This is a genomic window from Methylocystis parvus (assembly GCF_049675845.1).
Lineage (GTDB): Bacteria > Pseudomonadota > Alphaproteobacteria > Rhizobiales > Beijerinckiaceae > Methylocystis > Methylocystis parvus_A.
The window spans coordinates 269,455-293,114 of record NZ_CP187161.1; the positions used below are offsets into that span (position 1 = coordinate 269,455).

Genomic DNA, 23,660 nt, shown 5'->3' on the forward strand with positions numbered 1-23,660 from the left:
ATCAACAGTGGTGTCCCGTAAGCATAAAGAGCTATATGAAAGCGCGATGACAGACGTCAAGCAGGTGACAATACGGAAGGGCCGATGCTGAGGGGAGCGACAAGCGCGAGAGGAAACAGAACCGCTATTGATGAGGGCGCGCCGTTCGGCAAATTCAGCCTCGTCACGACCATCTTGCATCTATGGCCCTATATATGGCCGAAAGGCCAGCCTGAGCTCGAGAGACGCGTGCTCTATTGCTTCGCGCTGCTCATCATCGGCAAGCTCGTCAATGCGCTCGTGCCCTACACGTTCAAATGGGCGACCGACGCGCTTCAAAGCCATCTCGACGCCTCTGCGACCAATTTCTCGTCGGAGCGGCCGGCTTCACTGTCCTCTATGGAATGTTGCGCGCGCTCTCTCCGTCATCCTGACGCAGGCGCGCGACGCGATCTTCGCCGCCGTCGCGATGCACGCCGTGAAAAAGCTCGCAATCGACGTCTTCGACCACATGCATCGACTATCGATGCGCTATCACGTGAGCCGCAAGACAGGCGGTCTGACGCGCATATTGGAGCGCGGACGTGACGCGATCGAGACGCTGGCGCGGCTCGTGATGTCGACAGGCCTCCCGACCATCGTCGAATTCCTGCTCGTGCTCGGCGTCTTTCTCTACCAGTTCGACTGGCGTTACGGCGTCGTGCTCATTCTCACGATTGCCGTTTACCTCGCCTACACGACGCTCGCCACCAATTGGCGCATCGACATCCGTCGCAAGATGAACGATAGCGACATCGACGCCAACGTCAAAGGCGATCGACAGTCTTCTCAACTACGAGACCGTCAAATATTTCTGCGCCGAGGAACGCGAGTCGGCGCGCTATGACAAATCCATGGAGCGCTACCGGCGCGCGAGCGTCGAGTCCTATACCTCGCTCGCCGTGCTGAACGCCGGCCAGGCGGCGATATTTACCCTTGGTCTGGCGCTCATGATGCTGATGTGTGTGAGCGATCTGAAGGACTCTGAGGCGAGCGTCGGCGATTTCGTGCTGATCAACGCGACAATGATCCAGCTTTATCAACCCTTGAACTTCATGGGCACCTTCTATCGCGAGGTCCGTCAGGCGATCATCGACATCGAGACGATGTTCGGCATCCTCTCGCAGAATCCGGAAATCTCCGACAAGCCGGACGCGAAGCCGCTCGCCGTGAGCGAGGGCCGTATCGTGTTCGACGATGTGCAATTCCATTACGAAGCGACGCGGCCGATCCTCAAGGGCGTGAGCTTTACCGCGTGCAGCCCGGCAAGACGCTTGCGATCGTGGGCCCATCCGGAGCGGGAAGTCGACGATCTCGCGCCTGATGTTTCGCTTCTACGAGCCGCAGGCGGACGCATCACGATCGACGGACAGGACATCCTCGACGTCACGCAAACGAGCCTGCGCGCGGCGATCGGCATGGTGCCGCAGGACACGGTGCTGTTCAACGACACGATCGGCTACAACATCCGCTACGGCCGCTGGGACGCGTCCGACGACGAGGTGCGCGAGGCCGCGCGTCTCGCGCAGATCGACGGCTTCATCCAGAGCGTGCCGGGCGGCTATGACGCGCAGGTCGGCGAGCGCGGGCTGAAGCTCGGGCGGCGAGAAGCAGCGCGTCGCCATCGCGCGCACGATCCTCAAGGGCCGCCGATCCTGGTGCTCGACGAGGCGACGTCGGCGCTCGACAGCTTCACGGAGCACGAAATTCAGGAAGCGCTGCGCGCGTCGCCAAGGGGCGCACGACGCTCGTCATCGCGCATCGCTGTCGACGATCGTGGACGCGGATGAAATCCTGTTCCTCGACCATGGCCGCATCATCGAGCGCGGCCGGCATTCGGAATTGCTGGCGTTGAACGGCCACTACGCCGGCATGTGGAACCGCCAGCGCGAGGCGGCCGAGGCGCCTTGCAAGCGTTCGAAACGTCTGCAAAACCGATATATGTATTGCAATATATGGTGTGCAGCGCATTCCAGAGAGACGTCTTACCGACCATCTGGGTGTCGTAATACCACCAGAAATTGCCGCCCATCGCCGCTTTTGTCCCGAACGACGCCGGATAGTTGGTGTTGATATAAAGCTGGGCGCCGGCATCATCCGATGCGGTCATCGGACTTTCGCGAAAAACCATCTTCACCGACGGATCGATAAAACCGAGCTCACCCACCATGATCATCTTGCCGGGGAACAGGTCCGCCAGCTTGGTCATGACGAGCTCCCTCGAAAAGCCGAGAGGTTGCTGATCAACGTAGATGCTTAGCGCCACGACATCGATATTGTTCCTGATAGACGGCGTGATATTGGCGTCGATCCAGTTGAACAGGCTGGTCGTCAGCGTATCTTCGATCCCGTACCAATAGAACGTAAGGAAGACCTTCTTTCCGGTCTTCGCTTTCACCTGCGCCGCCGCATAATCGATCTTGGCGGACATGCCTGAACCAAGCCAGCCGCCATTGACTTCGTTGCCCACCTCCCAAGCCGTGAACTTCGAGAACCCGGGACGGGCAAGAGCTCTATCAACGGCAGATTTGAATGCCGTGAGGGAGAGACTGGACTGGATCGAACTGTCGAACAGCTGGCCGAGCGTCTGCACCTGGTTGGCGGCGGCGTAACTAAGCACGGTGTCGACGGTCGAAAAATAGCTGTCCGACGTATCGTCCATGACGAGCCGCGCCCACCGATGTCGCGCTTCGAAGAGGGGAACGAGTTCGTCTATGTTCGTCTTGTAGGCCGCGCTTGTCGGGTAGGTCGAAACGCCCCACACGCCGTAAGTCTGAGCGGTCTCCAGCGTGCGCGCAGTCTGCTTGCCATATCTCTTGAGCAAGAGGGCCATGGCCTGGTCGATATAATCAAGGCACTCCTGGCCAATCGCCCCCTTGATCGACGCCGCCGCCGGTTGGGCCAGTCTGGCCATGCAGTCGTCGCTGCTTTTCTTCAGTCCATCAAACTGCGCGACTGTGATGTACGCGGGCGTAGCGTTCATCCGTCGGTTGTACGCGTCGATGAATTGACGGTACGCATCCTTGGCGAGCTGCTCGTTGAAAATGAGCGTCTGATCCTGGGTGAAGCCTTGACCGCCATTATCCAGAAGGAACGACGAGTAACCGGTGTTCGGCGTATTCCAATGCACCATGATCCCTTGTTTGGAGGTCGAAGGCACGTCTATCGCAAACAGTCCACCGGAATTATAATGCCCGTTCAGAGCGACAGCCTTGAGCGTCGCCAATTCAATCGTGCCGGAGCTCATGAAGGCTGCGCCAGCCCGGCCAGACATTCGATCAATGACCGTGTCGTATGTCAGTTGCACTCCGTTTCCATTGAAAACCTGGAACTTGATCGTCGCTGCGGATGCCGTTGAGTAGATGGGCGCTGTCAGCAACGACACCGCTCCTAAAACCTTGGCGAGTGAGGCGAAAAAGGAAGTACGTTGCATGGCGCTCTCCCACAATTATAGCAAAGCTAAAGCAATACATCACGTCTAGCCGAATGGCTGAGAGCGCGCTCAACTATTAATTGTAAATTAATCATCGAATCGCAAGCGATTTGTTGTCGCGTCCAAGAAAAGTGTTCAGCGTAAGCTTGTGCGACGCTGATCGAGAAGCGTGAGAGGCGCCGTAGGGCCGACGAAGTTTGCGACCAATCGCAGGAGGGCGTTAGGACGAACACGCTTGCAAAAGAAAAAGCTGAGCCGGGTCTTACTCGGAAAGACCCAACTCAGTTTCAGGTCGAAGAACCCCAATTACGATGAGGCTTTGGAAGTCGAGCGATCGGCGCCGATCCGCGGGGCTTACCCCGCCGGCGTAAACGCGTCCGAGCGGATGGCCTTCAGGCTCGCGCCGCTCATGAAGAAGTCACGCTTGAGGCGCTTCACGAGCGCTTCGCCGCCGCAGAGGAAAATAGCAGAATGCGCCGCGCGCGACTTTTCGGCTTCCAGCGCCAGCGCGGCGACATCGCCGCCAGCGTCGAGCGTCGCAGGGATGTATTCGACATTGGCGCGGGATTTGGCGAGGGCCTGCAATTCCTCGGTGAGATAGAGCCCCTTGCGTTCGCGCGCGCCGTGATAGAGCCGGATCGGCCCGCGATGCTCCTTGCGCAGCGCGTCGCGCAAGACGCCATAAAGCGGCGCGAGCCCGGTTCCGGCCCCGATGAGAATGAGCGGCTGATCCGCGTCGACCCCTTCGTAAAAGCAAGTGCCGCGCGGCCCGGCGACATGGACCTTGTGGCCGGTCGAGAGCGTCTCCTGGACATGCCGGCTCATCCGGCCGTTGGGATGCAGGCGAATATGCATTTCGAGGAAGGGATCTTCCTCCGGATGGCTCGCCAGCGAGTAATGGCGCTTGAGGTCGTCGCCCGCGATCAGCTCCAGGAACTGTCCGGGCCGATAGGCGAAGTTCGCCGTCTCGATGCGCAGGCGCACGACGTCGTGAGAGAGTGGCGTGATTTCGCGCACTGTCGCCTCCATCGCCGCGCCGGCGTCGTCCGGGGGCGCGATGACAAGGGGCGCCGTCGGCTCGCAAATGCAGGGCAGAAAAAAGCCGAGCGCTTTCTGCGCGTCGGTCAGACCTTTTTGGGACTGCTCCGGCGGCTTGCCTTCCACCGCGCGGTGCATACAGGTCTGGCAATTGCCCGAGCGGCAGGAATAGGGCGCCTCGACGCCTGCGCGCAGCAGGGCGTCGAGGACGGTTTCGCCCGGCGCGATGTCGACCGGGCGATCCTTGTAGGTGAGCAGGCTCAACGGTTCAGCACGTCGCCGCGCACCGAATCGGCGAGCGCGAGCACTTCCTTGACCTCCGGCTCGCCGACGCCGAGCTGACGCAGGGTGCGGCCGAGATTCTCCAGCACCGCGTCGACATGGGAGTCGTTCAGACCCTTGGCGACGAGCTTCTGATGCGCGTGGCGCATGTCGAGGCCGGTATATTTATTCGGACCGCCGAAAGCCATCGTCAGAAACGATTTCTGCTTGGCGATCTGATCGTCCATGTCGACGCCGTCGAAGAAGCGCGCGATGCGCCCGTCCGAGAGGACGTAGCGATAAAAGAGATCGACGGCGGCATTGACGGCGGCTTCGCCTCCGACGCGTTCATACAGGCTGGCCATGGCGTTCTTGCTCCCTAAAGAAGTATTCTGGATACCTCTTTATAGGCAGCTTCCTGAGCCGTTGCATAGAGCCACAGACGCGCTGGAGACTCGCACGAACGGTTCTGTCAGTGCGTTGAAATTAAAGGCATTCCTTAAGGAGATGGCGCCACAGACGGCGGAAACGCGCCAGTTGTCGCGGCCTCGGAGGACCGTTTATCCGATGTCGTTAGCGGAATTTGCGTCGCTTAATTCGTCGCGCGATGCGTCGAAGAGTTGGCGCTCGCCGATGAGCCGGCAGGTCATCGGAGCTCTGGCGCCGCGGCCGAATCGAGATTAGGGCCGCGCCGCCGCCGGTAGGAGGACGGCCGTTGGTCGGGCCGTCGCATTAATATCTATCGGGCGAGCGCCACGCGGTCGACGCGCACGACGTTCATCGCTTCGGCGCCGTAGAGGCATGTGAAGCGGGACGACTTGCCGTCGGCGTCGTCGACGAAGGCCGCGCGGCCTGGCTCGACCGTCATCTGAACGCGGGTCGGCGAGCCGCCTTTGGCCTCCATCTCCTGATCGGCGATCATCATCGTCAGGCGGCAGGCGCCGCCGACGGGCTGGAAGTAGCTCACAACATGCGCGCCCCCGGCGTCGAGACTCGCCGCCGCGAGCGGCTTCATCGTCGTCTCCGACCAGACGTCCGCGGCTGACACGGGCGTCGCAGCCGCCAGAGCGCCGAGGAGCGCCGTCGCGATAAGCCGTGTTTTCATGATCTATTCCTTTCTTCTATAAACGAGAGCGTGCCGCCTTCACTGAGAACCGCCGGGCCGACGGCCTTCCTTCAGGTTGGCTGGTGTTCTCCCTCCTTGCGGCAAAGGTAGCATCGCGTCGCAGCAATTCAATGATGCGATGCGACAAAAAATTTGTATTGCCTTGATCTATAACGCTATAGTTAGGTTTGCCGGTGGGTCGGCGCGTGGCTGCGGCGCCTGTCTCGTAGACAGTCGGGAGCATGCCCGGGAAAGTGGAAAGTCGCGCGCGAACAAAGCGGTATGAGAAAAACATTATAGAAATGTTCTATTAATCTGCCTATGAATTGGTCCGTAGAACTACGCCCGAAACCGCGCCGCCCTGCTGTCGCTTCGATGTTGCGCTCCATTGTCGCAGGGATGCAGCCGCGCGCAAAAAGGCCCGCCGTCAGAAACGGCGGGCTTAAAAAGCCTGTTTAGGTCTCGAGGCCGGATTAGCCGGAGGCGGAGGCTTCCGCGGCTGAATGACCGGACCCATCCGCCCGCACGGGTTCCGGCTCTTCTGGCGGCGAAGCTTCCTGCCAGTCGAAGGTGACGACCCGGCCGTTCTCCACCGCGAGCGCGAGGCGCCCGCGCTTCAGCTCCAGCGCCTTTTCCCCGAAGATGGTCCGGCGCCAGCCCTTGAGCGCCGGCACGTCGGCCCGATCGTCATTGGCGATGGCTTCTAGATCCTCGACCGTGGCGATCATCTTTGCGGCGACGCCGGTCTGCTCCGTCACCTGGCGCAGCAAGACCTTCAGAAGCTCGACGGTTGCGCCGTTGGAGCCGCGCCGTTCGCGCTCAATTCGTGGAACGCTCGCCGGATCGCGGCCGACGCCGCGCTCGACCGCCGCGATAATGTCCGCTCCGGCGCGAGAACGCTCCATCCCCTTGGGGAAAGAGCGCAGATTCGCCAGCGCCTCGGGGGTGCGCGGCGCCGACTGGGCGATTTCGATCAGGACGTCGTCCTTGAGGACGCGCGAACGCGGCACGTCGCGGCTCTGGGCCTCGGCCTCGCGCCAGGCTGCCAACTCCATCAGGACGGCGAGGTCGCGCGGCTTGCGGGCGCGGTGGCGCAGGCGCTCCCAGGCGTTTTCCGGATGCTGCTCATAGGTGGCTGGCGAAGTGAGCGTCTCCATCTCGTCCGTCAGCCAGTCCAGCCGGTTCGAGCGCTCGAGCCGGGCCCGCAGCGTGGTGTAGATGTCGCGCAGATGCGTCACGTCGGCGATGGCGTAGTCGATCTGGGCGGTCGACAGCGGCCGGCGCGACCAGTCCGTGAAGCGAGACGACTTGTCGAGATTCGCCCGCGTAATCGCCTTGACCAGTTCCAAATAGGACGCCTGCTCGCCAAAGCCGCAGACCATGGCCGCGACCTGGGTGTCGAAGAGCGGGGCCGGGATCAGTCGCGCGAGGCGCCAGATGATTTCGAGATCCTGCCGAGCGGCGTGGAAAACCTTGACCACGTCCGGGTTCGCCATCAACTCAAAAAATGGCGACAGATCAATCTCTTCCGCAAGCGCGTCGATCGCGACTGCCTCCTCGGGCGAGGCGATCTGGATCACGCAGACCTTCGGCCAGAAGGTCGTCTCGCGAAGAAATTCGGTGTCTACGGTCACAAAGGGGTGACGCGAGAAGCGGTCGCAGATGGCGGCCAGGTCGTCGGTGGTGGTCAAAAGGGTCATCGAGCGCCAGTTTACTCAGTTTCTCCCGCGGGCAGAAGCATTTTCGCTTTATGCGCGCTCGACAACCACAGCCGTGCCATAAGCGAGCACCTCGGTGACCCCGTCCATGATTTCATTGGCGTCGTAGCGCATGCCGATGATGGCGTTCGCGCCGGCGTCCGAGGCGTGCTCGCACATATGCTCGAAGGCCTCCTGCCGGGTCGCCTCCGCGAGGTTTACATAGACCGACAGCTTGCCGCCGAAAATGGTCTGGATGCCTCCGAAAAAATTGCCGACGACGGAGCGGGACCGGACCGTAATGCCGCGCACCAGGCCGAGATGCCGGACGACGCGGTAGCCCGCGATTTCATTCGTCGTCGAAACGATCATCTCTTTCTCCAAAGCGAATCGTGAATAGCCTCTAGCGTAGCCCCGCCGAAGGGGCCGGCGCAAACAGCCCGAAATCGGCGTTGCGGAAGGCCACTGAACGGGTAGGATTAACGCGCCACTCTATCATCTCGACCACGGAGCCGATCCCCAACATGGCTGCTTATCTTTCTGGCGCGATCCGCGCGGCGGCGGCGTTCGCCTTTTTCGCTGGTTTGCCGACGGCCTCTCAAGCTCTTGCGGCGCCCCTCAATCCGGCCTGGAAGCAATGCCGGTCTTCCAATCCCGACGAGCGGATCGCCGGTTGCGGCCAAATTATCGCGGATATCGCCAAGGAGCCGAAAAAAAATCAGCTCGCCGCCTATGTGAATCGCGCCAGCGCCTATCAGGCCGAGGGCGATTACGCGCACGCCATCGAGGATTACGGCAAGGCGCTCGAGGTCGATCCGTCTTCGGCGGTCGTTCTGCTCGCGCGCGGCGCGGCGCAGCACGCCAAGGGCGACCTCGACGCGGCGATCGCCGACTACGACAAGGCCATTGAAAAAGACAAGAAAAACGCCGCCGCCTTCATGGCGCGCGCCTCCGCATGGCGGGTAAAGGGCGAGGCGGAGAAAGCGCTGGCCGATGTCGAGGAGGCGCTCAAGCTCGACAAGAATTCGCCCGCGCCCTATGCGGCCCGCGCCAATTACTACCACGCCAAAGGCGACCACGACCGCGCCATCGCCGATTATTCCGAGGCGCTCAAGCGCGATCCGAAACTTTTCCCGGCGCTCATCGGGCGGGGCGGCTGCTTCTACGCCAGGGGCGATTTCGACAAGGCGCTCGCCGATTTCGACGCCGCCGCCAAGGTCGATCCCGAGAACGCCACGGCCCTTCTCGATCGCGCCAACGCCTGGCGCGGCAAGAAGGAATATGAAAAGGCGAAGGCGGATTACGAGGCGGCGCTCGCCCTGAAGCCGGACCTCGCCGCGGCGAAAAAAGGCGTCGACGACGTGACTAAAATCATCGCCAAGAAGGCCGCAGGCGGCTCCGCTCCGGCGGATGCCGCGCCGGCGAGCATCGAGCACCAGCACAATTGACGCAGGGAACGCTCTCTCCCCACGCCCGGGGAGAGAGCGATTTCTCAGTGCGTCAGATCGCCTTCGCCGCCTCAAGGACTTCCTCGGCGTGGCCTGGCACTTTCACCTTTCGCCAGATCTTCGCGATCTTGCCCGTCGCGTCGATGAGGAAGGTCGAGCGTTCGACGCCCATATATTTGCGGCCATACATGCTCTTCTCGACCCAGACGCCGTAGGCGGACAATGTTTCCTTCGTCTCGTCCGAGGCGAGCGGGAAGGCGAGCTCGTATTTTGCGCGGAATTTGTCGTGGCTCTTCGCCGAGTCGGGCGACATTCCGACAACGGCCGTCTTCGCCTTCGCGAATTTGTCGCGCAGGGCGTTGAATTCGATCGCTTCTTTGGTGCATCCCGACGTGTCGTCCTTCGGATAGAAATAAAGAACGACCTTTTTGCCTTTCAGCGTCGCGAGGGAGACCGCTTCGCCGCCTGCGCCGGGAAGCGAGAAATCGGGGGCCGGATCGCCCACATTCAGACTGACGGCGGGTTCGGGGCCGGATTCAGCCGGTTTTTCGGCCTTCGCCTTGAGCGCGGGTGTGGCCTCAACCGGTTGTTTGTCAGTCGATTTGCTGGTCGTGGGCTTTTTTGTCGCCGCTTTCGTCGCCATTGCGCCTTCCTTTCGTCGCAACCGCATTTAGAATCCTCCGAAAGAATGCAGAGTCGGCGCCGTGGGGCAAGTGCGCCGAGTGACAGGCTGCGCTAATTTTCGGCGCCAACGTCGAAGGGCCCTGAGCGAGGATATTTGACCGACCAGAGTGTGCGCGACCATCGCGACGACCGGCCGGCCGCTTCCGTGCGGCCGCCGCGGCGCAGCCGCGCGCGCTCATGGCGCATGCTTCGCGGGCTGATTTTTTTCGGCCTCGGAACCGTGGCGCTCGTTTGTGTCCTCGTCGGCGGCTTCTTCTTCCTGCTTTCTCAGGGGCCGATCAATCTCGCCTCGCTTACGCCGCGCATCGTCGCCGCGCTGAACGAACGGTTTTCGGGTCAGTTCGCCTTCGATCTGGGCGGCGCCTCGCTGGCGAACTCCGACCATGGACCAACGCTCACCGTCGACCATCTTGTCGTCAAAACGGGCGGGCGCGCCGTTCTCGCCGCGCCGCGCGCGGAAGTGTCCCTCGATCTGCCTTCCCTTTTCATCGGGCATGTGAAGCCGCGCCGGCTCGAGGTGCTCGACCTCGATCTCAGACTATCCTTGCAGGCGGATGGAACGATCGCCATCTCCGCCGGCGCCGCCCCATTGGCCTCCCGGAAGATCGCGCCGCCCGAGGTGGACCCCGCAGCGCCGCCGACCGCGCCCATTGAGCGCACCGCGCTCATGAAAACCGCCGCGGGGGCGCTTCGCGCCTTGATGGATTTCGCGACGAACCCGGACAGCCCTGTCGGCGCGCTCGACAAGCTTGGCTTGCAGCACGGTCGCCTGACGATCGACGACCGCACCATCGACCGGACAATTCGTTACAAAGATGTGGCGCTGAGCCTGACGAAGAGCGACGGCGCCATGCGTTTCAGCATTTCGGCCGCCGGCCCGTCGCGGCGCTGGAAAGCGACGGCGGCGGCGAGAGGCGCACCGGGCCAGCAAAGGCAGTTCGTCGCGCGCGTGCGCGATCTCTCGATCGACGAAATCTCGCTCATCGGCGGGTTCAGAACCAAGCAATTCGATACGGACTCGCCGCTCGGCTTCGATCTGGACTTCTCTCTCTCGCCCGATGGCAATGTCACTGCCGCCAAGGGCGGGTTCGAGATCGGGAAGGGATTCTTCCGGCTCGAGGATCCCGATCACGAGCCAGTAATGGTCGACCGCATCGCCGCGCAGGCGGTATGGGACCGGCGCGGCCGCAAGCTTCTCTTGGCGCCCATCCAGTTCAAAGCCGGCGGCTTCGACATGGCCATCGCCGGCGAGGCGGCGGCTCCTGCCGAACTTCCCCCCGGCGCCGATCTCGGCGCCGACGCCTGGACGATCGCGCTTCGGCTCGTAAAGCCCACGCAGGTGGCGCCGGAGCGCGCCAGCGAGAAGGTCGTCGCGATCAACGACGGCGGGCTGGAAGCGCGTCTGATGCATGGACAGGGGCGCATCCTCATCGATCGCTTCGGTTTCTCCGGGCCGGAAGGGCGTATCGGCGTGACCGGCGCGCTGAATTATCGCGGCGCGACCAGCGTCTCCTATGCGCTTGATGTCGACGACACGCAGATCCGGGCCATCGCCCGGCTTTGGCCCACCCATGTCGTGGCGCCGGTGCGCGCCTGGTTTGTCGATCACGTTCCCAACGGATTCGTGAAACACGCCCATTTTACCGGATCTTTCGACGACGCGGCGCTTACGGCGATGCGTTATGGACGCCCGCCGGCCGACGAAGCGCTCGAAGCTGTCGGCGAGGTCGTCAATGGCACGGTCGTCAACGTGCTCGAGGGCATGGGGCCTCTGACAGGCGTTTCGGGCAAGCTGCACATTACGGGTCGAACCGCGACCTTCGAGTCGGCTTCCGGCGTGCTGGAGACGGCGCCGGGGAGGCGTCTCGCGGTTTCCGAGGGCCGCTTCTTCGTGCCCGACTTCGCCTTGCGACCGACGCCCGCGGTCCTCGATCTCCGCGCCGCCGGCAATGTCGAGGCGGTCGCGGATCTCCTTGCGCTGCCGGGCGTCGCGTCCCACGCGACGATCCCGGTCGAGCCCGGGGCGATCAAGGGGCAGGTCGATGGCAAGCTCAGGATCGACTTCGAGATCGGCGATAACGCCCGCGATGAGAATACCACCTTCGCCATCGACGCGACCGCGAGCAACCTCGTCATCGAAAAGCTCATTGGCAAGGAGCGGCTGGAGGGCGCGACCCTGCGAGTGATCGCCGACCGGACGGGACTGCGCGTCAATGGCGCGGGCCGCCTTTATGGGGCCCCCGCGACGCTCGATGTGCGCAGGGGCTTTGGCGAGAAGGGACCGGCGCAGGCGCAACTCACCTTCACCTTCGACGAGGCGGCGCGCCAGCGCGCCGGCTACGGCGTCGCCGGAGTCACGGGGCCGGTCGCGGCCATCGTGCGGACGCCGCTGCCGGTCGAGGATCTCAATACGCATATCGAGCTCGACCTGACCCGGACGGGCTTCGACAATCCGGTGCCGGGCCTGTCCAAATCCGCCGGGAAGCCCGCCAAGGCTTCCTTCATGATCGCCAAGCGGGGCGAGGGGATGGCGCTGGAGCAGTTCAATTTCGACGCGGGCCCGGCGCAAGCCCAGGGCGTCATCGAACTCGGCAAGGACGGCGCCTTCCGCGGCGCGAAGCTGGCGCCGCTGCGGCTCTCGCCCGGCGACGACATGAAGGCGGATATTTCCCGCGTGGGCGAGGCGCTGAAGGTCGTCGTCCGCGGCTCGAATTTCGACGCGCGCCCGATGCTCGGCTCGCTCATCCGCTCGAATGGCGAGAAAGCCAGCGGCGGTGGTGGAGGCGGGGGAGGCGGAAAGAGCGCGAGCGACGATCTCGACGTCGACTTCAAGGCGCCGATCGTCACCGGTCACGGCAAGCAGATCCTTTCGAACGCCGACTTCAAATTCGAGAGCAGGGGCGGCCGGGCGCGCGCCGTCTCGCTGACGGGCAATTTCGGCCGCGAGCAACTCGCAGTGGCGATGACGCGCGGGCAGAATGGCGGGCAGCAGCTCGACGTGTCGACGAACGACGCCGGCTCCTTCCTCGCCTTCCTAGATCTCTATCGAAAGATGGAGAACGGGATCCTGAACGCCAATGTAACGCTGGGGCAAGGACGCGCCGACGGGAACATCAACATCCGCGATTTCTACGTGAAGGGCGAGCCGACCATGCGGCAGCTCATGGCGCAGGGCGGAGCCGCGCGCGCCGACGATCACGGCGTCATGCGCTTCGATCCCGACTCGGTGCGCGTGGGCCGGCTGCTGTCCAATTTCACATGGTCGGGCGGGCGTCTCGCCGTGCGCGAGGGCGTGATGTCCGGACCCGAGATCGGCCTCACCTTCGATGGCTTCATCGATTTCGCGCGCGACCGGCTGGACCTTTCCGGCTCATACGTGCCGGCCTATGCGCTGAACAGCCTGCTATCGAACATTCCCGTCGTTGGGGTCGTCATCACCGGCGGCCGGCACGAGGGCATCTTCGCGCTCAATTATCGCGTAATCGGCTCGCTCTCGTCGCCGGTCGTGAACGTAAACCCGCTCTCGGCGATCGCGCCGGGGCTCATGCGCAAGATCATGGGCGTGCTGGACGGAACGGCTCGGATGCCGGAGGGGCGGTAGCCCATAGTTTTTGATTGCTCAGCTTGCTCACCTCGGCAAGCGCTCGTAGCTTTTTCGCGTTAATTTCTTTTCAGGGCGCCGTTTCATGCAGAACTTCGGCCCGCGCGTTTTTCCCAACTTGTTCGCCACCGAGTCGCAACAGGCATCCATCTCCTATCGCCGGACGCGACGCGCCACGCTCCTGCATCGAGCGGCGCTGGCTTTACCTTATCGTTTGCGCGAGCCCTTCGCGGAGAAGTGGCTGCGACGGGCCGGCTCCCCCGGGCCGGCGGCCGAGCATGTCCTCCAATATCTACGCGACGCGGGGCAAAGCGTCGCAAAGACGGCCAAGGGCGCCGATAGCTTCTATCTGCGCCAATACCGTCAATATCTCAACGCGACGATGGGCGCCTTCGCCGCAACCGCGACCATGGCGGCGCTCGCTGCGGGCGGCCGGGCTCAAGGAGGGCTCTGGCGCAGGCGCCGGCCTGTCTCATTGGCCATGGCGGAGACGCACGAGGGCGCGTCTCCAATAGTCCTCCTCGATCATGAGAGCGTGGCCGTCGCCGCCTTCCTGCCTCGCATGGAGAACCGGGAGGAGGCGCGCGATTGGCTCGTTCCGGCGCGGACGATGCATGAAGCTTATCGTCGCCATGCCGAAGGTGCACGGATGAATTGCGCCGAGCCGGGCATTCGAGCGACGCGCCGCACCGCAATGGGTGCAATGGTCGAATTGGTGCAGGCCGCGCGCGACAGCGGCAAGCTCGCAATTCTTGCGCTTCACCCTTACGACCCCGACGCCATGGGCCTGCATATTACGCTCTTTGGCGTGGAGATCCTTACGCCGGGTCAGGTCGAGCAGGACTATGCGCTTGGCGCCGGCGCCCTCGACGCGTGGCGCTTCGCCGCCAAACGAACCGGCGCCAGCTTGTTTTTTCTCGTCGGGGGAGTCGAAGAAGCCTTCACTCAGTGCTCGCAGAACCTGTTCGTAAAGCGCCCGCGTGACGGCGGGGAAAATTCCGCCAGCAGACCGCGATGGACGCCGCTCATGACCCTGGATCGGCTGCTCGGCGAGCAGTTCGAGATCCTGCAAGCGACCGTGTCAGCCTCAGGCTTGCCGGGCGTGTCGCCTCGCAATGGCGAATACGGCCTTGCGGGATTCGCCGTGCGGCGTGGCGGCAAGACCGTGACGTTGGTTCCTTACTTCGTGGGCAACGCGGTCCATGGCCATGCGGCCAAGCTCTTGTCCAATCCTTGGTCGTCGCTTCTGATCTGGGACGATCATCACTGGCTTTCAGCCGTGACGCTTTCCGGTCCAACGCGCATCGTCGAGCATAGTTATGTCTGCGCGCGTTTCGGGCATGTCGCGGAAATGCTGGCGACGCGGCGCGCTCGCAATGGCGGGCCGGCCAGCGAGCCGGAATACTGGTTCGAGCAGGAGGTCGCGGAAATCGTGATCCAGGCCGAGGCCGTCGCGGCGAACTGGCTCGATCTTGCGCGTCCGCCTTGCAGTCTCAATGCAGGAGGCTTCGCGCACCACGGCAAGAAGCCCGCTTATTTCCTCGCCGAGAGCTTGCCGCCTTATGACATGGCTTTGCAGCATGAACGCGAGTCGCAGGGGCGCCCGACTGACCCAAGCGGCGTGGCGCGTCGCTACTGGGAATGGGATTCGGCAGGCGCTTTCGCCGCCCGGCGCGCGCATCTTGCTGAACTCGATGTCGGTTCTCACTCGAAAGGCGACTGATGCATAGGCGGCGAGGGGCCGCCTGCCGTCATGCCTTTTCCAGCAGCACGTGCTTCTTCTTGCCGAGCGACAGCTTGGCGACGCCGTCCTTCTCGAAGTCCTTCTCGGTGAGCGTCCCGCGTTCGTCGGTCACGGCGACGTCGTTCACCTTCAGGCCGCCGCCCTTTACCTGACGGCGCGCTTCGCCGGTCGAGGCGACGAGGCCGGCTTTGACGAAGGCCGACAGGACGCCCAGCCCCGCAGCGATTTCCTCGGCCGAGACGGACACTTTCGGCAGGGACAGCGCCAGCGCGCCTTCCTCGAAGGTCCGGCGGGCCGTCTCGGCGGCTTGCGCCGCCGCCTCGCGGCCATGGACGAGCGCCGTCGCCTCGGTGGCGAGCGTCTTCTTCGCCTCGTTGATTTCCGCACCTTCGAGCGCTGCGAGACGGGCGATCTCGTCCATCGGCAGGAAGGTGAAGAGCTTGAGGAAGCGCGCCACGTCGGCGTCTTCCGTGTTGCGCCAGTATTGCCAGTAATCGTAGGGCGACAGCATCTCGGCGTTGAGCCAGACGGCGCCGGCGGCGGTCTTGCCCATCTTGGCGCCGGAGGCCGTCGTCAGCAGCGGCGAGGTCAGCGCGTAGAGCTGCGGCGTGCCCATGCGGCGGCCGAGATCGAGGCCGGTGACGATATTGCCCCACTGGTCCGAGCCGCCCATCTGCAGCAGCGCGCCGTGGCGGCGGTTGATCTCCACGAAGTCATAGGCCTGAAGGCACATGTAGTTGAATTCGATGAAGGAGAGCTCGTGCTCGCGCTCGAGCCTGAGCTTCACCGCTGTCCATGGTCAGCATGCGGTTGACCGAAAAATGCCGGCCGACGTCGCGCAGGAACTCGATGTAATTCAGCCCCGCGAGCCAGTCCGCATTGTCGAGCATCAGCGCGTCGGTCGGGCCGGTCCCGAAGGTCAAGAAGCGCTCGAAGACGCGCCTGATCGAGGCCTTGTTCGAGTCGATCTGCTCGACGGTCAGGAGCTTGCGGCTCTCGTCCTTGCCGGAAGGATCGCCGACGCGGGTCGTGCCGCCGCCCATCAGGGGCAGGGGCTTGCCGCCCGTGCGCTGGAGCCAGGCGAGCATCATGATCGGCAGCAGCGAGCCGACATGCAGCGAGGGCGCGGTGCAGTCGAAGCCGATATAGGCCGGAAGCCCCCCGGCCAGCGCCTTCTCGTCAAGCCCGGCGAAATCCGAGCACTGATGCACGAATCCGCGATCCATGAGCACGCGGAGGAAGTCTGACTTGGGGGAGAAATTGTCGGCCATGGGGCAGGGTGATAGGGGCAAGCAAGCCGGCGCGCAAGACATGGCGGCGGGAGCCAACTGGGGCGCAGGGTTTCTCTCGGGCCCCCGGCCTGCTAGAAGCCCATTGCCGGCGAGGCGGCGTCCTTCACCACGAGCTCAAGGGCTGGAATGCTTTTCTACGAGCCGCTGTTCCTGTTCCTTTTCGCGCCTGCGGTCTATCTGCTTTATCTTTTCTTCGGCGCGGATCGCGGCCGGCGCGCTCTCATCCTGCTTCTCGCCAGCGTCGTTTTCTACGGCTGGAGCGAGCCGGCCTTCATCTTCGTGGTCTTCGCTTCCGTCGCGCTCGATCTCCATGTCGCGAAACGGATCGCCGCGCTGGCGAGCGGCGGCGGCGTGTCAGTCGCGCATGCGGAGAGCGCGGAAGGCGAGACGCTCCTGCGCGCACGCGTCGTGCAGGCCGGCGCCTCGGACGCGCGGCGCTGGCTCGCCCTCGGCGTCGCGGCCAATATCGCGATCCTCATCTATTACAAATATACGGGCTTCCTCGCGCTCAATCTCGACGCGTTGCTGCGCGCCTTCACGCTGCCGGGAATTCATATTCCTGACATCGCGCTGCCCATCGGCGTGAGCTTCGTCGTCTTCGAGAAGATCACCTATCTTGTCGACGTCTATCGCGGCGTGACGGCGCCGGCGCGCGGGCCGCTGCTTTATGCGCTCTACGTCTTCTTCTTCCCCAAGCTGCTCGCCGGGCCGATCATCAAATATCACGATATCGCCGGCCAGTTCGAAACCTGCCCGCACGCCCATATCGACGACTTCGTGAATGGCTTCTCGCGCTTTATGCTCGGCGTCGTGAAGAAGCTCCTCGTCGCCGACGTGATGGCGAGCGGCGCCGACATGGTCTTCGCGCGCGATGCGGTGACGCTCGGCTTCGCCGACGCCTGGGCGGGCGCGATTTTCTTCACGCTGCAAATCTATTTCGATTTCTCGGGCTATTCGGACATGGCGATCGGGCTCGCCCGCATGTTCGGCTTCCGCCTGCTCGAGAATTTCAACATGCCCTACATCGCCACCAGCATCAGCGACTTCTGGCGGCGCTGGCACATGTCGCTGACGAGCTGGATTCGCGAATATCTCTATTTCCCGCTCGGCGGAAATCGCGTCGGCGAGGCGCGCACCTATTTCAATCTCTGGATCTGCTTCCTCGCCTCGGGCGTCTGGCACGGCGCCGCCTGGACCTACATCTTCTGGGGCGCCTATAACGGCGTCTTCCTCGTGCTCGACAGGCTCTTCCTCGTCGAGCGATTGAATCGCCTTCCCGTCTGGGGCGCGAATGTCGTCACCATGCTCATCGTGATGGTGGGCTGGACGTTGTTTCGCGCGACCTCGCTCGATCAGGCCGGCGCTCTGATTTCGCTGATGGCGTCGCCATGGGCGCAGGCGAGCGCGCCCGTCGTCGCGCCGACCGAATTCATCGTCGTGGGGCTGGTCGCATCGGCGGTTTGCGTCGCGCAGCGGATCGGCGCGAGCTATGGCGTCGACTGGATGGCGCTCGCGCGGCGTTACGCTTTCGCAGCTAACAGCGTTCTTGCGCTTCTCTTCGTCGCGGCGATGGCCAAGGGCCTCGCCGACCCCTTCAAGCCCTTCATCTATTTCCGGTTCTGAACATGCGCGCAGCAATCGTCATTGCGATCGAAGCGAAGCAATCCGAAGTCACGATGCCGCTGGATTGCTTCGTCGCTTGCGCTCCTCGCAATAACGGCGGAGGACGTACGTGAAACGCAATCTCGCTCTCGCCCGCCTACCGATCTTCGCCTGCGCTGGCCTTATCCTCTCGCTCTTCGTCGTCAATCTCTGGAACGACGCCGTCGGCCGCGACTGGCCGAAGCTGCGCATTCGCAGCGCGCAGCCGCTTTGGGGCGTGCCGGGCCCCAAGCCCGTTCCCTGGACGCTCGACGCTTTTCTCGACGGCGAGACGCAGAAGGCCTTTTCCAACGCCATCGGACAGACCATGCCGGTCTTCCCCTTAGCCGTGCGGGCGAAGAACCAGTTCCTTTATTCCGTCTTCGGCGCGTCGGGCGCGCCCAATATCGTCGTCGGCAAGGACAGGCAGCTCTTCGAGGATTTTTACGTGCGGGAGTTTTGCGGCCGTAGCGCCGCGCCCGACGCGAAGAAGATCGACGTCTGGGCGGATCGTATTCGTAATATTCAAACGTCCGTCGAGGCCGGCGGCAAAAACTTCGTCTATCTCGTCTCGCCGTCCAAGGCCGCCCGCTACAGCCGCTATTTTCCGGCGCGCCTCTCCTGCGCCTCGGTCTCGACGGGGACGACGGAGAAGCTCGCGCCGCACCTCGCTGCTCTAAGTGCGCGCGGGGTCAATTATGTGGACGGCGCGTCGTTGATATCGGCGGTCGCGCCGCAATATCCGATCGACCTTTTTCCCCGCGGCGGCACGCATTGGAACTATCTCGGCTCGGCGATCGCCACGCGAGAATTGACTCGCGCCCTGAATAAAGATGGCAAGACGCCGCCCTTGCCGCTTTATGATTTCAACTGGTCTCCGCGCGGCGAGGCGCTGGGCACGGACCGCGACCTTGTGAACCTGCTCAACCTCATCTGGCCGGACGCCAACTATCCGACCGCCGCCGTTACGGGCAAAAGCGCGGGCGATTGCGGGGCGCCGCCCAAACTCTTCGCCGTGGGCGGCAGTTTCCTCGTCGAGATCGTCACCAACTTGACCGAGGCGCCCTGCGGCGCGGCCGTCGATTACTGGCACTACGTCCACAATGCGACGGAGCCTCTCGGCCGCTTCGTCGTCGCGAAGGAAGGGGGCGTCTCGCAGTTCCGCGAGCAGCCGTCCAAGACGTCGGCGGACTTCGCCAAGGCGTACGAAAATGCGCAGATCGTTCTGCTGGAGGAGAACGAGTCCGTGATCGCGGACATGGCGCAGGTTCCCGACCTTCTCGCCGCCGCGGCGAAATAGTCAGGCGCCGGCGGGCGCGTCCCAATAGCCTTCCTCGCGCGCGATCCGCGCATAATGCGCGCGCACCATCACGGGATCATAGACGCGCTCCAGCCGCCGCATCGCGAAATGTCCGCGCGCCAGCGTCTGGAAGTGCTCGGTGAAGGCGAGATTGATCGCCGCGCCGCTGACCGCGCCGATGATCGGCACGGCTTGCGCCGCGATCTTCTGGGACACGACGACCCCGAACCGGGACGAGAGCTGGCTGACGAGGCGCACCAGCGCCGGCGCGCTTTCGCTTGCCATGCCTCGGGCGGCGACATGACGCGCGGCGTCGCTCACGGATTTCGCCAATAGACCGCGAACCGCGAGATAGCCGCCTTCGAGCACATTGTCGTCGGTGTGGCCGCCGAGCGCGAAAACTTCGAGACAGGCGAGGCCGGTTTCCGGCTCGCGAAGATTCTCGCCTTCATTGCGCGCGATATCCGCAATCGAGCGCAGCATGATCGTCGTGGAGAGCGGCAGCTCGATCGGCAGGCTCGCGAGCCCTACGGCGCCGCCAATCCCGCCGGCAAAAGCCGCGAGGCGCCGGTGCAGCCGCGTGGTGTCGCCCTGCGGCGGGCCCTCCAGACTCGACAAGGCGACGGTCAGGGCGGTCCCCAACGCCTTCTGCGCAGCCGCCGCGGCCATTTCCTTCACCTGCGGGGGCAGGGGGCTACTGACCACGCGCACTTTCCGGCCGGCGAGTCGCGCGACGCGTCCTGCAAAGCTTTGGCGCTCGAGCGCCGCAACCGCTTCCCGCAGCGCTTCGAGGTCCGAGCGCGAAAGTTGAGGTTCATACAAAACAGGGAGATGGCTGCTCATAGCTTGGTCCCGGCCGCCGCGTCCTTGCGTCGCATAGGTTGCGGCGCCGCGAGAGCTTACCTCAAGATCGTTCGGTTATCCCCTGTTTGCAAGGGTTTGCGAGTAGGGGAAGGAACGCGGACATGGATGAGGTCGTGCTATGTGCGGCGACGCACGCGTCTGTTGGCGCGGTTTGTGTAGCTACTGTAGCGATCTCGTCGGATGTCATATAGTGCGCCTTATGCGTAGCAACTGATGGTTTGCGATCGCGAATAAGGGCTTGGAAGGCCCGAAGAGAAAAAGAGGAGGAGTTTCCTGATGTCCATCCGTTTCAATATGGGACGCATGCTGGGCGGCGCGGCGATTCTCGCGCTCATGTCCCCGGCCGCGGCTTTCGCCGGCGACCGCGTTGGCACGCTGCAGTGCAAGCTGCTCGGCAACGATCTCAGCGTCATCGTCGAGAACCAGCAGATCGACTGCATGTATAACGACGACGCCGAAGGCGCGCTTCCCGCGCATTACACCGGCACGCTGACCAAGGTCGGCCCGAACGTCACCATCAATGGCAAGGGCGAACTCGCCTGGGGCGTCGTCGCGGCGACCGGCAAGGTTGGCCCGGGCGCGCTCGCCGGCAACTATGTCGGCCCGAACGTTTCGGCGAAGATTGGCGTTGGCGGCGGCGGCGCGGTCCTCGTCGGCGGCTCCGACAACACCTTCTCGCTGCAGCCCTTCCAGATCGAGGCCGGTTCGGGCATCGGCTGGAACGCGGGCGTCGAGAGCCTGGCGCTCACCTATGTTCCCCCGCCGCCCCCGCCGGCGCCGGTCGCGCATAAGCATCACCGCCACCACCATCATCACTGATGCCGGGGCGCGGGGCCGACCCCGCGCCGCTCACGACGGCGGATGAAAATCCATCAGCCGGTCGGTGGGAAAATCATAGAGCCTTCCGCTCTCGCGCCATTCGGGCCCGAGCAGCGGGAGGCATTTTTTTGCGAACTCTTCGGGCGTCGGCAGCGTCATCGGGTCTTCGCCCGGCATCGCCTGCGCGCGCATCCGCGTGCGCATCCGGCCCGGATTGGCGATCATCACCGTGACGCCCTCGTTCTTCACTTCCGCCGCATAGGTCCGCGCCAGCGTCTCGAGCGCCGCTTTCGAGACGGCGTAGGGGCCCCAATAGGGCGACGCCTTATAGGCCGCGCTCGATGTGACGAAGGCGACGCGGCCGGCGCCCGAGGCGCGTAAAAGCGGATCGAGGGACCGAATCAGCCGCCAGTTGGCGGTGACGTTGACCGCCATCACGCGGTTCCAATCCTTGACGTCGACATGGGCGAGCGGCGACAGGACTCCGAGGACGCCGGCATTGCCGACAAAGACGTCAAGCTTCCCCCAGCGCTGGAAAAGCGCGGCGCCGAGCCGGTCGAGGGCGTCGAAGTCGGTGACGTCGCAGGGGACCAGCGTCACCTGTCCGCCGAGGGCGCGAATCTCGTCGTCGAGTTCTTCCAGCGCCCCCTGCGTGCGCGCCATCGCGACGACATGCGCGCCGTCTCGCGCGAGTTCGAGGGCAAGGGCGCGGCCAATGCCGCGCGAGGCTCCGGTGACGAGGGCGATGCGGGGGGTGTCGTTCATCGTTCGAGTTTTCGCGCGTTCAGCTGATGGAACCTAACTGTAAGCCAGGCGTTTGTTTTTCGCCTCGCCGAGTAGGTGGGCCTTTTTCAGTTCGTTTCAGCAGGGGAGTTGGAAGGTGAAACCTATTATCATTATCGCCGCCGCAGGGTTGGCCTCGATCGCCTTCATGTCCCCCAAAGCAGCGCATTCAGCGCCCGGGCAGAGTTTCCCCGGCGTCACCTGCACCTGCAAGGGCTGCGGCCCCAATAAAAGCGACGTGACCGGGAAATGTCCGAGCGTGTGCAAGGACAAGACGGTTTTCTCGAAGGGCTCCGAGCCCCATGACTACTGCAAGGCCGCCAGCGTGCGGCTGCCTCGGGGCGCGGTCCGCGCGAGACCGAACGCCGTTCTGACCCGGTAGCCTCAGCTCGCTTCGGCCAGCAGCGACAACTGCGCGCGGTTTTCCTCCACGAGGTCCGTGAGCGATGTCGGGTAGTCGCCGGTGAAGCAGTGGTCGGTGAATTGCGGGCGGGCGTTGTCCCGGCCCGCATAGCCCATCGCGCGATAAATGCCGTCGACCGAGAGGAAGGCGAGGGAGTCCGCGCCGACATAGGCGCGCATCTCTTCGAGCGAATGCGTCGCGGCGAGGAGCTTGTCCTTCTGCGGCGTATCGATGCCGTAATAGTCGGGGTGCGTGATCGGCGGCGACGAAATCAGGAAGTGCACTTCCGTCGCGCCCGCGTCGCGCATCATCTGCACGATCTTCTTCGAGGTCGTGCCGCGCACAACGCTATCGTCGATCAGGATGACGCGCTTGCCTTCCACGACGCAGCGATTGGCGCTGTGCTTCATGCGCACGCCGATCTCGCGGACGGACTGCGTGGGCTGGATGAAGGTGCGGCCAACATAATGGTTGCGGATGATGCCGAGCTCGAACGGGATCCCGGATTGCTGGGAAAAGCCGAGCGCGGCGGGGACGCCAGAATCCGGCACCGGCACGACGACGTCGGCGACGAGGTTTTGCTCGCGCGCGAGTTCGCGGCCCATGGCCTTGCGGACCTGATAGACGGGCCGGCCATGCACGATGGAGTCGGGACGCGCGAAATAGATGTATTCGAAGATGCAGGGACGTGCCGGGCGCATCGGAAATGGCATGATGCTCTCGAGCCCTTCCTTCGAGATGACGACGATCTCGCCATTCTCGATGTCGCGCACGAAGCGCGCGCCGATGATGTCGAGCGCGCAGGTCTCGGAGGCGATGATGTATTTGCCGTCGAGCTCGCCGAGGACGAGCGGGCGAATGCCGAGCGGGTCGCGCGCCCCAATGAGCAGTTCGTCCGACAGGACGACGAGCGAATAGGCGCCCTCGATCCGGCGCAGCGCCTCGATGAAGCGATCGACGACGCGGGCGCGGCGGCTGCGGGCGACGAGATGCAGGATCGTTTCCGTGTCCGAGGTCGACTGGAAGATCGAGCCTTCCATGATCAGCTCGCGGCGCAGCGTCTGGGCGTTGGTCAGATTGCCGTTGTGCGCGACCGCGAAGCCGCCGGTGTTGAGCTCGGCGAAGAGCGGCTGCACGTTGCGCAGCATCGTTTCGCCGGTCGTCGCGTAACGCACATGGCCGACCGCGGCGCAGGCGGGCAGGCGCTTGATGGTGCTTTCGAAAAATGGTCGCCGACGAGGCCGAGGCGGCGCTCGGCGTGGAAACGCCCCGCGTCGTAGGAGACGATGCCGGCCGCTTCCTGGCCGCGATGCTGGAGGGCGTGAAGGCCGAGCGCGGTGATCGCCGCCGCGTCGGGAAGATCGAAGACGCCGAAGACGCCGCAATATTCGCGCAGACGGTCGCCATCGAGATCGTCCGTTGTCTCGATCGGGTTGGCAATGGATTGGTCGTTGAACGTCGACTCGGTCATTCCATCGTCTCCCAAACCGAAAGCGTGCGCCACATTTGCGCCTGAAGCATCAACTTTG

At 63.8% G+C, this 23,660-nt stretch carries 16 protein-coding genes and 3 pseudogenes; 9 read left to right on the top strand and 10 right to left on the bottom strand.

Annotated features, from left to right (window positions below; translation table 11 throughout):
* Positions 1–84: 84 nt before the first annotated feature.
* A pseudogene (locus ACPFMJ_RS01540) lies at positions 85–2,091 on the top strand (ABCB family ABC transporter ATP-binding protein/permease).
* Between the two features lie 1,714 nt (positions 2,092–3,805).
* Here ACPFMJ_RS01540 and ACPFMJ_RS01545 read toward each other — a convergent pair.
* The 5 genes from ACPFMJ_RS01545 to ACPFMJ_RS01565 all read right to left on the bottom strand — a co-directional run bounded on the left by ACPFMJ_RS01545 (position 3,806) and on the right by ACPFMJ_RS01565 (position 7,924).
* A complete protein-coding gene (locus ACPFMJ_RS01545; RefSeq protein ID WP_424362130.1) occupies positions 3,806–4,753 on the bottom strand; it encodes a 2Fe-2S iron-sulfur cluster-binding protein in 948 nt (315 codons plus the stop codon).
* Positions 4,750–5,115: a group I truncated hemoglobin gene (locus ACPFMJ_RS01550; RefSeq protein WP_424362131.1), complete on the bottom strand. Its 366-nt coding sequence runs from the start codon at positions 5,113–5,115 to the stop codon at positions 4,750–4,752. Before ACPFMJ_RS01550 ends, ACPFMJ_RS01545 begins: the two co-directional genes overlap by 4 nt.
* A gap of 374 nt (positions 5,116–5,489) precedes the next feature.
* Positions 5,490–5,855: a hypothetical protein gene (locus tag ACPFMJ_RS01555; protein WP_424362132.1), complete on the bottom strand. Its 366-nt coding sequence runs from the start codon at positions 5,853–5,855 to the stop codon at positions 5,490–5,492.
* A 473-nt stretch (positions 5,856–6,328) separates the two neighbouring features.
* The gene (gene rnd / locus ACPFMJ_RS01560) at positions 6,329–7,555 is read right to left on the bottom strand and encodes a ribonuclease D (protein ID WP_424362133.1); all 1,227 of its coding nucleotides are present in this window, start codon (positions 7,553–7,555) and stop codon (positions 6,329–6,331) included.
* Between the two features lie 48 nt (positions 7,556–7,603).
* On the bottom strand, positions 7,604–7,924 hold the full coding sequence (locus ACPFMJ_RS01565; RefSeq protein ID WP_424362134.1) for a YbjQ family protein: 321 nt from the start codon (positions 7,922–7,924) through the stop codon (positions 7,604–7,606).
* 152 nt (positions 7,925–8,076) lie between these two features.
* Between ACPFMJ_RS01565 and ACPFMJ_RS01570 the strand changes: the two genes are divergently transcribed.
* Positions 8,077–9,000, top strand: coding sequence for a tetratricopeptide repeat protein (locus ACPFMJ_RS01570; RefSeq protein WP_424362135.1), 924 nt, complete (start codon positions 8,077–8,079; stop codon positions 8,998–9,000).
* Between the two features lie 52 nt (positions 9,001–9,052).
* Here the strand turns inward: ACPFMJ_RS01570 and ACPFMJ_RS01575 are convergent, their stop codons facing one another.
* Positions 9,053–9,511 (bottom strand): peroxiredoxin, encoded by a 459-nt coding sequence (locus ACPFMJ_RS01575; RefSeq protein WP_424363770.1) that lies wholly within the window; start codon positions 9,509–9,511, stop codon positions 9,053–9,055.
* Positions 9,512–9,778: 267 nt separating this feature from the next.
* On the opposite strand from ACPFMJ_RS01575, the gene ACPFMJ_RS01580 reads away from it, so the two are divergent.
* Together ACPFMJ_RS01580 and ACPFMJ_RS01585 are read left to right on the top strand one after the other, a co-directional pair.
* The gene (locus ACPFMJ_RS01580) at positions 9,779–13,285 is read left to right on the top strand and encodes an AsmA-like C-terminal region-containing protein (protein ID WP_424362136.1); all 3,507 of its coding nucleotides are present in this window, start codon (positions 9,779–9,781) and stop codon (positions 13,283–13,285) included.
* A gap of 85 nt (positions 13,286–13,370) precedes the next feature.
* Positions 13,371–15,008, top strand: coding sequence for a pyridoxamine 5'-phosphate oxidase family protein (locus ACPFMJ_RS01585; RefSeq protein WP_424362137.1), 1,638 nt, complete (start codon positions 13,371–13,373; stop codon positions 15,006–15,008).
* Positions 15,009–15,036: 28 nt separating this feature from the next.
* Here ACPFMJ_RS01585 and tyrS read toward each other — a convergent pair.
* Positions 15,037–16,300 (bottom strand): annotated as a pseudogene (tyrS, locus tag ACPFMJ_RS01590) (tyrosine--tRNA ligase).
* A gap of 147 nt (positions 16,301–16,447) precedes the next feature.
* On the opposite strand from tyrS, the gene ACPFMJ_RS01595 reads away from it, so the two are divergent.
* Both ACPFMJ_RS01595 and ACPFMJ_RS01600 read left to right on the top strand, forming a co-directional pair.
* Positions 16,448–17,944, top strand: a complete 1,497-nt coding sequence (locus ACPFMJ_RS01595; RefSeq protein ID WP_424362138.1) for an MBOAT family O-acyltransferase — start codon at positions 16,448–16,450, stop codon at positions 17,942–17,944.
* Between the two features lie 109 nt (positions 17,945–18,053).
* Complete coding sequence (locus tag ACPFMJ_RS01600; protein WP_424362139.1) at positions 18,054–19,262, top strand: alginate O-acetyltransferase AlgX-related protein; 1,209 nt, start codon at positions 18,054–18,056, stop codon at positions 19,260–19,262.
* Here ACPFMJ_RS01600 and ACPFMJ_RS01605 read toward each other — a convergent pair whose 3' ends face one another.
* A complete protein-coding gene (locus ACPFMJ_RS01605) occupies positions 19,263–20,105 on the bottom strand; it encodes an EcsC family protein (protein ID WP_424362140.1) in 843 nt (280 codons plus the stop codon).
* 297 nt (positions 20,106–20,402) lie between these two features.
* Between ACPFMJ_RS01605 and ACPFMJ_RS01610 the strand changes: the two genes are divergently transcribed.
* A complete protein-coding gene (locus ACPFMJ_RS01610; protein ID WP_424362141.1) occupies positions 20,403–20,945 on the top strand; it encodes a DUF992 domain-containing protein in 543 nt (180 codons plus the stop codon).
* Between the two features lie 30 nt (positions 20,946–20,975).
* Here the strand turns inward: ACPFMJ_RS01610 and ACPFMJ_RS01615 are convergent, their stop codons facing one another.
* Entirely contained in the window at positions 20,976–21,710 is a 735-nt protein-coding gene (locus tag ACPFMJ_RS01615) for an SDR family NAD(P)-dependent oxidoreductase (RefSeq protein ID WP_424362142.1), read from the bottom strand.
* 115 nt (positions 21,711–21,825) lie between these two features.
* On the opposite strand from ACPFMJ_RS01615, the gene ACPFMJ_RS01620 reads away from it, so the two are divergent.
* On the top strand, positions 21,826–22,110 hold the full coding sequence (locus ACPFMJ_RS01620; RefSeq protein WP_424362143.1) for a hypothetical protein: 285 nt from the start codon (positions 21,826–21,828) through the stop codon (positions 22,108–22,110).
* A gap of 2 nt (positions 22,111–22,112) precedes the next feature.
* Here ACPFMJ_RS01620 and purF read toward each other — a convergent pair.
* Positions 22,113–23,473, bottom strand: a pseudogene (purF, locus tag ACPFMJ_RS01625) (amidophosphoribosyltransferase).
* On the opposite strand from purF, the gene ACPFMJ_RS01630 reads away from it, so the two are divergent.
* Positions 23,357–23,647 (top strand): hypothetical protein, encoded by a 291-nt coding sequence (locus ACPFMJ_RS01630; RefSeq protein WP_424363946.1) that lies wholly within the window; start codon positions 23,357–23,359, stop codon positions 23,645–23,647. The pseudogene purF and the gene ACPFMJ_RS01630 sit on opposite strands and share 117 nt — an antisense overlap.
* Positions 23,648–23,660 lie beyond the last annotated feature (13 nt).